Annotated in this window: 9 protein-coding genes; 7 read left to right on the top strand and 2 right to left on the bottom strand. The window is 72.5% G+C overall.

Annotation, left to right across the window (positions count from 1 at the left end):
- The first annotated feature begins 47 nt into the window (after nucleotides 1-47).
- The 6 genes from PZE19_RS29725 to PZE19_RS29700 all read left to right on the top strand — a co-directional run bounded on the left by PZE19_RS29725 (nucleotide 48) and on the right by PZE19_RS29700 (nucleotide 9,605).
- Nucleotides 48-1,358, top strand: coding sequence for a tetratricopeptide repeat protein (locus tag PZE19_RS29725; protein WP_277864232.1), 1,311 nt, complete (start codon nucleotides 48-50; stop codon nucleotides 1,356-1,358).
- A 150-nt stretch (nucleotides 1,359-1,508) separates the two neighbouring features.
- On the top strand, nucleotides 1,509-2,768 hold the full coding sequence (locus PZE19_RS29720; protein ID WP_277864231.1) for a metallophosphoesterase family protein: 1,260 nt from the start codon (nucleotides 1,509-1,511) through the stop codon (nucleotides 2,766-2,768).
- Nucleotides 2,765-6,370, top strand: a complete 3,606-nt coding sequence (locus tag PZE19_RS29715; RefSeq protein WP_277864230.1) for an AAA family ATPase — start codon at nucleotides 2,765-2,767, stop codon at nucleotides 6,368-6,370. The genes PZE19_RS29720 and PZE19_RS29715 overlap by 4 nt, the downstream gene beginning before the upstream one ends.
- A 16-nt stretch (nucleotides 6,371-6,386) precedes the next feature.
- Nucleotides 6,387-8,609, top strand: coding sequence for a glycoside hydrolase family 32 protein (locus PZE19_RS29710; RefSeq protein ID WP_277864229.1), 2,223 nt, complete (start codon nucleotides 6,387-6,389; stop codon nucleotides 8,607-8,609).
- 1 nt (nucleotide 8,610) lies between these two features.
- Nucleotides 8,611-9,039: a GNAT family N-acetyltransferase gene (locus PZE19_RS29705; RefSeq protein WP_277864228.1), complete on the top strand. Its 429-nt coding sequence runs from the start codon at nucleotides 8,611-8,613 to the stop codon at nucleotides 9,037-9,039.
- Nucleotides 9,036-9,605, top strand: coding sequence for a PH domain-containing protein (locus tag PZE19_RS29700; RefSeq protein ID WP_277864227.1), 570 nt, complete (start codon nucleotides 9,036-9,038; stop codon nucleotides 9,603-9,605). Before PZE19_RS29705 ends, PZE19_RS29700 begins: the two co-directional genes overlap by 4 nt.
- Nucleotides 9,606-9,622: 17 nt before the next feature.
- Here the strand turns inward: PZE19_RS29700 and PZE19_RS29695 are convergent, their stop codons facing one another.
- Complete coding sequence (locus PZE19_RS29695) at nucleotides 9,623-9,925, bottom strand: hypothetical protein (protein ID WP_277864226.1); 303 nt, start codon at nucleotides 9,923-9,925, stop codon at nucleotides 9,623-9,625.
- A 148-nt stretch (nucleotides 9,926-10,073) separates the two neighbouring features.
- Between PZE19_RS29695 and PZE19_RS29690 the strand changes: the two genes are divergently transcribed.
- Nucleotides 10,074-10,310: a hypothetical protein gene (locus tag PZE19_RS29690; protein WP_277864225.1), complete on the top strand. Its 237-nt coding sequence runs from the start codon at nucleotides 10,074-10,076 to the stop codon at nucleotides 10,308-10,310.
- 27 nt (nucleotides 10,311-10,337) lie between these two features.
- Here the strand turns inward: PZE19_RS29690 and PZE19_RS29685 are convergent, their stop codons facing one another.
- Nucleotides 10,338-12,977, bottom strand: coding sequence for a M1 family aminopeptidase (locus tag PZE19_RS29685; RefSeq protein WP_277864224.1), 2,640 nt, complete (start codon nucleotides 12,975-12,977; stop codon nucleotides 10,338-10,340).
- Between the last annotated feature and the right edge of the window lie 34 nt (nucleotides 12,978-13,011).

Genomic DNA, 13,011 nt, shown 5'->3' with positions numbered 1-13,011 from the left:
CCGAAGGCCCCGGCCGCGCGAACGCATCAACCCACGGGGATCCGCCCATGCCCACGCACCGCCGATCCCGAGGCCTGTCGCTGGCGGTCCTCGCCGCGCTCGCGACGACCGCGACGGCCGCCGGCCAGGACGCCGTCGCGAAGGCGCGCGAGCAGCGGACGCGGGGCGTCGCGCTCCATCGCGGGAAGGATTACGTGCAGGCCGTCGCGGCGTTCACCGAGGCGATCCGGCTCGACCCCCGAGACGCCCTGGCGTACTACGACCGCGCGATCGCCTGGGCCGAGATCCCCGACGTCGAAAAGGCCCTGGCCGACTATGGCCGGGCCCTGGAGATCGACCCCAACCTGGCCCCGGCCTACGTCGGCCGCGGCCGGATCCGCGCGGCGCGGGGCGAGACCGCCGCGGCGATCGCCGACTACACCCAGGCCGTCGCCGCCGACCCCAAGGACCCCCTGGCCTACTTCGCCCGCGCCCAGGCCGAGGCCTCCCGGCGGGGCTACGACCCGGCCCTCGCCGACTACGACCGGGCCATCCACCTCGACCCGTCGAAGGCGCTCTACCACCTCAGCCGCGGCGACGTCCGCCGCGCCCGGGGCGACCTGGCGGGGGCCCTCGACGACTTCACCCGCGCGCTCCGGCTCGACCCCAACCTGGTCGACGCCTACGACGCGCGAGGCGCTACCGCCTTCGAGCAGGGCCGGTTCCTCGACGCCGTCGAGGACTTCAGCCGCGCGGTCAAGATCGCCCCCGGCGACGCCCGGGCGCGCCTCGGCCGCGCCACCTGCCTGTTCGAGCTGCACGAGTACGACCTGGCCGCCGAGGACTACGGCCGGGCCCTGGACGTCGACCCCAGGCTCGCCGACGCCCGCTACGGCCGGGGCCGGGCCCTGGCCCAGCAAGGGAAGTACGACGAGGCCGCCGCCGACTACGACGAGGTGCTGAAGTTCGCCCCGGACCACCCCTCCGCACGCACCGGTCGGGGGATCGTCCGGCTCCTCCAGGGGCGGTTCGTGGCGGCCGCGGCCGACCTCGACGCCGCCCTCGCCAAGAATCCCGACGACGCCGTCGCGGCGACCCACCTCGCCCGGCTTCTCGCCGCCAGCCCCGACTCCAGGCTCCGCGACGGCGTCCGGGCCAAGGCCCTGGCCGAGCGAGCCCGCGCCTCGACCAGGGAGTCCGAGCCCCACGCCCTGGCCGCCCTCGCCGCCGCCGACGCCGAGCTCGGCCGCTTCGACGCCGCCGCCGCCTGGCAGGCCATGGCCCTGAACCTCTTCACCGACCCCGCGGACCGGAACAAGGCGCAGGCCCGGCTCGACCTATACAAGCAGGGCAAGCCCCTCCGCGACCCCGCCCCTTGATCCGATTCCTCCGGTCGCACCGGTTCGGCCGGGTCGAAATCCACGCCGATTGCCCTCCACGGACGGGGGACAAAAGTACAATATCGTGGAAGCGGCCGTCGGGCCGGCCCGGCTCCGCCACGCCCGGAATGAACGAAGGATCGTCGCGACATGAAGTTCGTCCACGCCGCCGACCTGCACGTCGACAGCCCCCTGCGCGGGCTGGAGCACTACGAGGGCGCCCCCGTCGAGCGCGTCCGGCTCGCCACCCGCGCCGCGCTGGCGAACCTGGTGCGGGTCTGCGTCGACGAGGAGGCGTCGTTCCTGATCGTCTCCGGCGACCTCTTCGACGGCGACTGGAACGACTTCAACACGGCCCTCTTCGCCGCCGCCCAGATGCGGATCCTGCGCAACCAGGGGATCCGCGTCTTCGTGATCCGGGGCAACCACGACTCGCGCGACGAGATGAGCTACCGGGTCCCCTGGCCCGACAACCTCCACATGCTCGACTGCCGCGCGCCCGAGACCATCGTCCTGGAAGACCTGGGCGTCGCGATCCACGGCATGAGCTTCCCCCGCCGCGAGCTGACCGAGAACCTCGTCCCGCGCTACCCGAAACCCATCAAAGGGCTGGTGAACGTCGGCCTGCTGCACACCAACGCCACCGGCTCGCTCGACCACGACTCGTACGCCCCCTGCTCGGTGAACGAGCTGGCCGCCAAGGGCTACGACTACTGGGGCCTGGGCCACATCCACAAGCGCGAGATCCTCCACGAGGGACCCTACGTCGTCTACCCGGGCAACACCCAGGGCCGGCACGTCCGCGAGACGGGCGACAAGGGCTGCATGGTCGCGACCGTCGCCGACGGCGAGGTCTCGGCGCTGCGGTTCCGCTCCACCGACGTCCTCCGATGGCGCCGCGAGACGCTGACGCTGCTCCCCGAGGACGGCGTCGACGAGCTGATCGACGCGGCCCGCGTGCGCCTCAAGGCCGTCGCCGACGAGGCCGACGGCCGCCTGGTCGCGGTCCGCCTGGAGGTCAAGGGCCGCTGCCGGGCGCATCGGATCCTGGGCGACGAGACCCGGCGGCTGGAGACCACGGCCCAGCTCCGCGCCCTCCCCGGCGAGTTCACCGACGACCTCTGGGTCGAGAAGATCAAGCTCGAGACCGACCACCCGCTCGACCGCGACCAGCTCCGCAAGGGCCGCGACGTCCTCGGCGACCTGCTCCGGTCCATCGACGCCGTCCGGGCCGACGAGAAGGCGCTGACGGAACTCGGCGGCCACGTCCGCAAGCTCGCCAACAAGGTGGCCCTGGAGCTGAAGGACGAGGGGGGCCTCGACTTCACCGCCCCCGACCAGCTCGCCCGCTGGCTCCGGCAGGCCGAGGACGAGTTGCTCAACCGCCTGACGACGGAGCCCCGCCCATGAGGATCCGATCGCTCCACGTCGGCGCGTACGGCCGCTTCCGGGACCTGGACCTGGCCCTCGACGGCGAGGGCGTCCAGATGATCCTGGGCCCCAACGAGGCCGGCAAGACGACCCTGCTGGAGTTCGTCCGCGAGCTGCTCTTCGGCTTCGCCGAGCGCACGCCCTACGCCTTCGGGCCCGCGGCCAACGGCAAGGTCGAGGGGGGCGCGACGCTCGCCCTCGACGACGGCTCGCTGGTCGCGATGCGTCGCCGCAAGGGCCGCAAGAACACGGTCTCGGGATCGATCGACGGCCGCGCCGGCGAGCTCGACGAGGAGGCGTTCGAGGCCCTGCTCGGCGGCGCCTCGCCCAACCTCTTCCGGTCCGTCTTCGCCTTCGGGCTGGAGGAGCTGGCGGCGGGCGAACGGTCGCTGGCCGACCAGAGCGTCAAGTCCGTCCTCTTCAGCGCGGGCGCCGCCGGGGCCGCCGACCCCAAGCGGGTGCTGGAGTCGCTCGACGCCGAGGCCCGCAAGCTCTACACCGACCAGTCCAAGACCCTGGTCGTGAACAGGCTGCTGACCGACCTGGCGGACCTGTCGAAGCAGGTCAAGGGCAAGAGCATCCGCTGCGAGTCGTACGAGCAGCGCCGCCAGGAGCTGGAGACCGCCGAGGCCGAGGCCGACGCCCTGGGCGCGACGCTCCTCGAGGCCGCCCGCGACCTCGCGCTGCGGGAGAAGCTGGCGAAGGCCCACCCCCCCTGGCGCGAGCTGGGGATGCTCCGCCGCGAGCGCGCCGGCCTGTCCGCCCCCGAGGGCTTCCCCGCCGACGGCCTCGCGCGGTTCGAGGCCGTCGAGGCCGAGGCCGCCCGCCTGGCCGAGGAGCGCGACAAGGACCTCGAAGGCGCCGCCCGGGCCGAGCGGGCGCTGGCCGACGTCCGCTTCGACCCCCGCCCCATCGAGCGGCGGGCGTTGATCGAGGAGCTGAACCGGGCCATCGAGGCCGTGAAGCAGGCCCGCCGCGACCTGCCCGAGGACCGCCGCCAGCGCGACGCCGCCCTCCGCGAGGCGGCCGACCGGGTCGCCGGCCTCGCCCCCGACTGGACGCTCGACGACCTCCGCGGCTTCCAGCTCACCGCCGAGCGGAAGGACCGCTTCGACCGCCTGGTCGACGAGCGCGACGCGCGGCTCAAGGCCCTCGACGACCTGGCCGCCCGCCGCGCCCGGATCGTCGAGGAGCGTGACGAGAAGGCCGCCGAGCTGGCCGAGCTGGGCGACCCGGTCGACGTCGCCCCCTGGTCCGCCCTGATGCAGGAGGCGGACGCCTACAAGAACGACGTCCAGGAATGCGACCGCCGTCGCGCCGAGCACCGCAAGCTCCAGCGCGAGGTCGACGACCTGCTCCCCCGACTGGCCCCGCCGCTGGCCTCGCCGACGATCCGCGCCGCCCAGCTCCCGGCCCCGCCGCGCGAGGCCGTCGCCCGCTTCAAGCAGGACCTCCAGAGGATCGACGGCCGGGTCGAGGCCGCGGAGGCGGCCCTGGCGCGGGACGAGGCCGGGCTCGACGCCCTGGGGCGCGAGGTCGCCGCGCTGGCCGGCCGCGACGCCGACCTCCCGAGCCGCGACGTCCTCGACGCGATGCGCGAGGGCCGCGACGCCGGCTGGGACCTGGTGCGCCGGCGGTTCGTCGACCGCGAGGACGTCGAGGCCGAAATCCGCGAGTGGCTTGCCGAGCACGCCGCGGACGCCCCGCCCGACCTGATCGCCGCCTTCCCCGAGACGATCCGTCGGGCCGACCTCTACGCCGACGACCTGTTCCGCCACTCGAGCGCCGTCGCCAAGCTGGAGCAGCTCCACGCCCTCCGCGACCGCGTCCGCCACGACCGCGAGGCGCTCGACGACCTGCGCGCCGACGCCGCCGCGGTGCTCAATTGCTGGCGCGGGCTCTGGGCCGATTGCGGCCTCGCCCCCCTCGCCCCCGAGGCGATGGAAGGCTGGCTCGACCGGCTCGAAGCCCTGCGGTCGCTCCAGGCCAGGCTCGCCGAGCATGAGCAGGAGGGCCGGCTCCTCCGCGGGCGGATCGACGATTTCGAGCGACGACTGGGCGAGCTGACCGGCCACATGGGCGTCCCGGCGGCCCGGCTGCTGGTCGTCGCCCGCGAGCGCGAGCGGGAGATCCGCGAGGCCGAGAAGGCCCGCGGCGACCTCCGCACGGCCGGCCGCCGCCTCCAGGAGAAGGCCGACCGGCTGGAGGCCGAAGCCCAGGCCCGCCGGGCCGACGAGCCCGCGTGGGACGCCCGCCGCGCCGCCCTGCTGCGGGAACTTCACCTGCCCGAGGCCTGGGACGTCGGCCTCCTGGGCCGCGTGCTCCAGGGGCTCGGCGAGACGGCCGCCGGCCTGAAGCTGGCCGACGCCTGCGACGTCCGCATCGCGGCCCACGAGACCCGGCTCGCCGCGTTCGAGCCCCGGGTGCGGGCGCTCGTCGAGGAGATCGCGCCCGAGCTGGCCGACGCGGCCCCCGAACAGGCCGCCGCCGAGCTGCACGCCCGGCTGACCGGGAGCGTCCAGGACCGAGAACGCCAGGCGAACCTGGAGAAGAACCGGGCCGACGCCCTCGCCGAGGCCGCCCGCCGCGAAGAGCGCCTGGGCCGGCTGCGGTGCGATCGCGAGGCCCTTCTGCTCGCCGCCGGCGCCGAGACCGCCGCCGCCTATCGCGCGGCCGCCGCGCAGGCCGCGCGGATCGCCGAGCTGGAACGGGCGATGCTCGACAAGTCCCGCGAGTTCGACCGCCTCCGCGAGGCCGAGCCGCTCGACGCCTTCGTCGCCCGGCTGGAGTCGGCCGACGCGCCCGGGTTGGAAGCCGAGCGGGCCGAGGCCGAGGCCCGTCGCGACCGCGTCCAGGCCGAGAAGTCGGCCGCCGACCGGAACGTCGGCTCGCGGCGTCAGGCCCTCTCGGAGTACGAGCGCGGCGGCGGCGACGCGGCCGAGATCCAGGAGAAGGTCTCCGCCCGCCGCGCCGAGCTGGCCGCGGTCGTCGATCGCTACGTCCCCCTGGTCCTCGCCCAGCACCTGCTCAGACAGGCGATCGCCCGGTTCGAGCAGGACGCCCGGCCCGAGATGCTGCGCGAGACCTCGCGGCTGTTCGAGACGATGACCGGCGGCCGGTACGTCCGCGTCGAGCGGCCGGACGACGACGAGTCGCCCTTGCAGGTCCGCCGGATCGACGACGAGGTTTTGGAGCCCCATCAGCTCTCCACCGGCACCCGCGAGCAGCTCTACCTGGCCGTCCGGCTGGCCTACGTCCTGCACTATTGCGGCCGCGCCGAGTCCCTGCCTATCGTGATGGACGACGTGCTCGCGAACTTCGACGACGACCGCTCCCGGCGAACCCTCCGGGCGCTGGGCGAGATCTCCAAGAAGGTGCAGGTCCTCTTCCTGACATGCCACCCGCACACGATCGAGCTCGGCCGCGAGGTCTTCCCCCTGCTTCGTCCCCTGGCGCTCGCCGCCGCCGGCAAGCCGGGCGAGCCCGATCCGCCCAAGCTGGAGGCCGAGCCCGAGGGATCGCCCCGGGGCGGCAAGGGTCGTCGTCAGCGCACGCTCCTGGACCTCTCCCCGTCCAACTGAACAGGAACGTCCCGCGATGACAACCCGCCGCGGCCTCGCCCGATCAGCCTCCTGGCTCGTCCTCTTCCTCGGCCTTTCCGTCCCGACGCTCGCGGCGGAATGGGAGCTTCGCGACAAGACGCTCGTCGTCTGGGCGGCCCCGGCGAACCTCGGGCAGCAGGGCGGCAGCGCCCTGACCGTCCAGCAGCCGGGCGGGGGCTTCGACGCCGTCGTCTTCGGCGAGCTGGCCCCCGGCCGCTGGATGGCCGGCAGCGAATTCTTCCGGCGCACCCAGACCGACCAGTCGGCCGCGGCCGCCGAGACGGGCGACGCGAAGACGCTCGTCCAGGTCGCCGTCGCGTACAAGGGCAGGCGCGTCTCGATCTATCGCGACGCCCGGCCCTACGCCGAGTACGACATGGCCTCGGAACCCGTCGCGTTCACGTCGTCGAGCGTGGCCCTGCTGGGCCTCCGGCACCTGGAGATGATGGGCGGGCCGACGTTCCGGGGCGAGATCGAGGACGCGCGGATCTACCCCCTCGCGCTCGACGCCGGGGCCCTGTCGAAGCTCAAGCCCGACCAGCCTTCAGACCCCGCCCCGCTCGCCTGGTGGACCTTCGACGACGGCAAGGTCGACGATCGCATGGGGGCGTTCCCCCCCGCCCGCCTGATGGGCGCGGCGACGGTCCGCGACGGCCGGCTGCACCTCGACGGCGGCTTCGCGATGATCGGCAAGGGCATCGGCGCGGCCAGGACTCGCGAGACCGAGGACTGGCCGACGTACCACGTCTCGGCCCTGCCCCGCGAGGGCCTGGCGCGGCCGTACGACGCCAACGGCTGCATCTACTGGAAGGGCAAGTATCACTTGATGTACATCTACCAGGACCCGAAGCTCCCGAAGGGGGGCCATTGCTGGGGCCACGCCGTCAGCACGGACCTGGTCGACTGGACGTTCCTCCCCCCGGCCCTCGTCCCCCAGCGCGAGGACAGGGACGTCGGCATCTTCAGCGGCAACGCCTTCCTCGACAAAAACGGCGTGCCGACGCTCTGCTGGTTCGGCGTCGAGGCCGGCGTCTGCGTCGCCACCGCCGCCGACGACGACCTGATCGTCTGGAAGAAGCACCCGAAGAACCCGATCATCCCCATGCCCAGGCCGGGCGAGCCGGGCCACGGCGTCTACACCGTCTGGGACCCGTACCTCTGGCTCGAAGGCGACGACTACATCTGCCTGCTGGGGGGGAACAAGCTCCCCAACGGCAAGGACACGCTCTACACGATGAAGTCGAAGGACCTCGTCTCGTGGGCCCCCGTCGGCCCGTTCTTCGATCACCCCGACCTCTCGTGGACGACCGAGGGCGAGGACTGCTCCTGCCCCGACTTCTTCAAGATCGGCGGCAAGCGGGCCCTGCTGTGCATCAGCCACAAGGTCGGCGGCCGGATCTACATCGGCCGGTATGAGAACGACCGCTTCTTCCCCGAGAAGCACGTCCGGATGAACTGGCCCGGCGGCCAGTTCTTCGCCCCGGAGAGCCTGCTCGACGACAAGGGGCGGCGGATCATCTGGGCCTGGGTCACCGATCCGCGGACGCTGCCGACGCAGCAGGCGACCGGCTCGGGCGTGCAGAGCCTGCCGCGCGTCATCGACCTGGACGTCGAGGGGAACCTGACCATCAAGCCCGTCCCGGAGCTGGAACGGCTGCGCCGGAACCCTCGACGCTCGGCCGACATGTCCGTCGGGAGCGAGGTCGCCGTCGCCACCTTCGACGGCGCCCCGATCCGGGGCGACGCGATGGAGCTGGCGCTGTCCGTCGAGCCGGGCTCCGCCGAGGAGGTCGCCGTCGCGGTCCGCTGCACGCCCGACGACTCCGAGAAGACCGTCATCCGCTACAGGCCCGGCGCGAAGACGCTGGCGATCGACTCGTCGAAGTCGACCCGCCGCGACGACGTGGTCTACACCAACGGCCCGCTCGACACCGGTGGCCTGCTGCGGGGCTCGGACTACAAGAATCCGCGGAACGTCTTCGAAGCCCCGCTGGAGCTGAAGCCCGGCGAGCCGCTCAGGCTGCGGATCTTCCTGGACGGCCCGATGCTGGAGGTCTTCGCCAACGACCGCCAGTGCCTGACGCAGCAGGTCTTCCCCGAGAGCAAAGAGGCCCGGATGGTGAAGGTCTCGGCCCAGGGCGGGCCCGTCATCTTCAACGGGATCGAGGCCTGGGACATGGCCCCGGCGAAGTTCGTCGACAAGAAGGGGGCGAACTGAGGTGACCCTGACGTATCAGCGCGAGACCTATCCCGACCTCGGGCCCGACGAGTTCGTCGACGTCCTGGTCCGCTCCACGCTCGCCGAACGACGGCCGATCAACCGGCCCGAGGCGATCCGGGGGATGCTGGAGAACGCCGACGTCATCCTGACCGCACGCGAGGACGGCCGGCTCGTCGGCGTCTCGCGGGCGCTGACGGATTTCCAGTTCTGCACGTACCTGTCGGACCTGGCGGTCGACGTCGCCTTCCAGGGCCGGGGGATCGGCCGCGAGCTGATCCGCCTGACCCACGAGGCGGCCGGCCGGCACACCACGCTGATCCTGCTCGCCGCCCCCAAGGCCCGGACCTACTATCCCCACGTCGGCCTGGACCCGCACGACTCCTGCTGGGTGATCCCGCCCGGCCCGCGACCCGAGGCCGCGGGATGAGCATCGGCCCCGAAACAGAACCCCTGCGCATCGTGCGGGCGGTCCCCGTGGCGCGGCAGTTCGTCGTCGTGGGGGGGATCCACAGCTTCGGGATCGCGGTCTTCGTCGGCTTCTTCGCGCTCGTCGCCCTGAAGCTCGGGGCCGACTTCGCGAACGGGGCGTCGGGCGACGTCAACCTGCCGTTCGCCCTGGCCTGGGCGGCCATGGCCTTCGGCGTCGCCTTCCTGACTCTCTGGACGCTGCACTACTGGAAGCTGGTCGTCCAGCGAGACCGGACGTCCTACGTCATCCTGCCCGACCGCGTCGAGGTCCGCCGCGTCGGCCGGGACCGGCCGACGAGCACGATCCCGCTCGACCGGACGGTCGCCGTGCAGTCGTGGACGGGCCCGTTCCTGCGCCCCCACGGCCTGGCGACCCTGACCCTCATCGTCGAGGAGCCGCCGGGCCCCTCCGGCCATTCCCGCCACGTCTTCCACCCCCTGACCAACGTCCCCGACCCCGAGGCCGTCGCCGACCTGATCCGGTCGCGGATCGCCGCCGGGGCGTCGGCCGGATCGAGCGCATAGGAGTCGCCGGGCCTCCCTCAGCCCGGCTCGCCCTCGGCGCGCTCCCACGGCTCGCCGACGTCGGTACGGCTGGCGTGCCAGCCGATGTCGAGGTCGGCCAGGTCCAGCAGGGTGGGGTCGAGCTGGACGATCTCGCCGAGGAGCACGACCTCGCCGTCGTCCTCGAAGACGTGCTCGCCGTCCAGGAACTGCCAGCCGTCCTCGTCGCGCGCGACCAGCAGGATCGGCGACGCGCCGCGGACGATCCGGTCGAGCGTGACGACCTCGGCGTACGGGGGGTCCTGGAACGGCCAGGGGGGGATGGCTTCGGGCGTGCTCATGGGGTTCTCCGGGACGGGGATGGGGCGTCGTCGACCGATCGCGGGCCGGACTTGAGGGAAACTCGCCTTGGCGGGATCCGCTCCGGCGGTATTCTAGGCAATCCGGGCCGCGAGAGGTCCGCTGGTTCCACTCAAGGAGGAGACCGGGATGAGGGCTCTGTACCGCACGGCGGCGTTGTTGACGGCGATCGTTCTGGCCTCGGGCTGCACGGGCCCCCGGCACTTCGACCGACGGGCGGGCGACGTCCGGATGCCGTCGGCGCCCGTCCTCGAGCCCAGCCCGCACGTCGCCGCCGACCCCGAGAAGGCCGGGACGGTGGGCTCGCCCGCGCCGGCCGCCAACGGCATCCCCAACACGCCGACGATGTCGCCGTTCTCGGAGTGACGGGGACGCCGCGACGCCCCCTCCGGGTCATTGCGGCTTGCGTTCGTCGATCCGCTTCCGAAGCTCCTGGATCTGCTTCTCCAACGCATCGAGCTGCTTGCGCAGGTCGGCCGTGGAGTCGTCGGCGGGGTGCGCCTCGGCCTCGGCGGCGGCCGCATCCTTAGGGGTTTCGGGGGCGGGGTCGGGCTCCTTCAGGGCCTTGAGGGCCGATTCCAGCACGGCGCGGGCTCCGGCGTTGAAGCCGAAGTCCTCGGTCTTGAGGCGGTTCTCCAAAACCGGCAAGGCCTTCTTGATCCGGTGCGTCTGGATCAGGCCCCAGGCCTGGTTGCGGACGTTGCGATCGACGTCCTCGGCCAGGGGGACGATCAGGTCTTGCAGCGCGGCGTCGTCCTTGGCGAGCTTCTCCAGGGCCTGGAGCGCCGCGTAGCGGAGCCGGGGGGGACGCCCCGGCGCGACGTAGGCGGCGGCCAGCTCGCGGGCCTTCGCCCCGGGCTTGTCGAGCACCAGGCCGAGCGCCGTCGCGGCCAGGACGTGCCGGCCGGTCGTCAGCCCCAGCGCCGCGTCGAGGATCTTCTCGGCGTCGGCGACCTTCCAGCCGACCAGCCCTCGGAGCGCCGCCCGCCGCGCGCCGTAGGGGGACTCGGGGTCGTTCCAGACCTTGCGGAGGAGCGCCTCGGAGGCGTCGTCGCGGGGGAGCTTGGCCAGGCCGCGGACGGCCGCCACGCGGACGCGGGCGTCGTCAGCCTCGGCGGCCGCCAGCAGCGCGGCGCGGTAGGCCTCGTCGCCCGAGCCGATCGCGTCGACCAGCTTCACCGCGGCCGAGGGGTTCTTCTCGCGCTTCCAGGCGTCGGCGAGCGTCGTCTTGACCTCGGGATGCGCCTTGGCCTGCCCGGCCAGCGCCTCGGCGGCGTCGAGCCGGGCCAGCACGCTCGGCCCGTGCTCCAGCAGGAACAGGTTCTCGGCCGTCGGCCGCTCGAACGTCAGCTCCTTGGGGATCCAGCCCTTGGGGTCGATCAGCACCGCCTTGGGCTCGGGTCCGGAGGGGAGGATGAACTCGTGCGAGGCCCCGTCGATGACGATAGGGACCATCCGCGAGCGGCCGGGGGCCTCGACGATCTCGGCCGTCGTCGGCAGCCGGAACATGGGCGTCTGCTCGTCGAGCTTCTGCACCTGCTCGACCTTGAGCCGGACCGTACCGTCCTCGGGCTCGAACCGCCACGACGCCTTCAGCTCGGGGTGGCCGGCCTTGTAGACCCACTGGTCGAAGAACCAGGCCAGGTCCTTGCCGCTGGCGACCTCGAACGCCTTGCGGAGGTCGTCGCTCTCGACGTTGCGGAACTTGTTGGTCGCCACGTACCGCTTGATCCCCTTCCACCACGCCTCGTCGCCCACGGTCCCCCGCAGCGCGTTCAGGACGCAGGCGCCCTTGGCGTAGCTCATCCCGTCGAACATCTGGATCGGGTTCTCATACCGGGGCTCGACGATCGGCCGACGGTAGCCGCGGTCCGACCCCAGGTAGCCCTGCAGCTCGTTGCGCATCTGGAGCCGGAACTCGTCCTCGCCCAGCTCGTGCTCGGCGTAGAGGGGGTCGAAGTACGAGGCGAAGCCCTCGTTGAGCCACAGGTGCGACCAGTCCTTGCAGGTCATCAGGTCGCCGAACCACTGGTGGGCCAGCTCGTGGGCGACCAGGCCGTCCTGGTTGCGCTCCAGGGCTTCGAGGCGGTCGAGCAGGGCCATGTCGGTCATCGAGGTGGCCGAGGTGTTCTCCATCCCGCCGTTGAACTCGGGGAGGCAGACCTGGGCGTACTTGGGGTACGGGTACGGCTGGCCCGTGACCTCGCCGAAGAATTCGATCATCCGGGGCGTCTTGCCCATGAACCGCCGGGCGGTCTCCTCGTCGACGTTCTTCAGGACGTAGTACTCGACGGGAAGGTCGCCGACCTTGTCGCGGAAGGCGTTGAACTCCGAGGCCGCGACGGTGATGAGGTAGCTGGCGTGGGGCTGCTCCATCTTCCAGTGGAACGTGCGGGCGCCGTCGCCGGCGTCCTTCGTCTCGACGAGCGCGCCGTTGGAGACGACCGAGTACGGCTTGGCGACGGTGATCACCATCTCGGTCGTCGCCGGGTCGTTGGGCGAGTCGTAGCAGGGGAGCCAGAAGCGCGTCTCCTCGGCCTCGCCCTGGGTCCACGCGGCGCGGGGGCGGTCGGGATGGGCGGCGTCGGGGGGGATGAAGTGCAGGCCCAGCTCGGGGGTCCCCGAGTAGGCGACGGTCACGACGAAGTCCTCGCCCGCGGGCTTCGCCGGGTCGAGCGTGATCGTCAGCTTCTCGTCCTTGTGCTCGAACGGCGTCTCGACGCCCGCCGCGCCCAGGGTCACGCGGGAGACCTTGAGCTTCGGCCCGCAGTCCAGCTCCAGCCGGGTCAGCGGCGCGTGCAGCGGCGCGACGGTGTGCGCGACCGTGCCGGCGACCGTCCCTTTCTCCAGGTCCAGGGTCAGGTCGGCCCGGATGTGCTTGACGTCGAACGACCGGATCCGCTCGGTCTTCCGCGGGGTCCCGGGCTTGGCGAACGGTTTGTGGGCCTCGCCGACCGGCGCCTGGCCGGACGCCGCGGCGCCGATCGCCGCCATGAGGAACGCGAAGAGGAATCGACGCGAAAGATTCAGCATAAGTCCATCCGAAGTAGAGTCGAAGACGGCCTCG

Origin of the sequence: Paludisphaera mucosa (assembly GCF_029589435.1) — a bacterium.
GTDB classification, from domain to species: Bacteria; Planctomycetota; Planctomycetia; order Isosphaerales; family Isosphaeraceae; genus Paludisphaera; species Paludisphaera mucosa.
The sequence above is the reverse complement of the archived record's forward strand: the minus strand, read 5'-3'. Positions and strand labels throughout refer to the sequence as shown.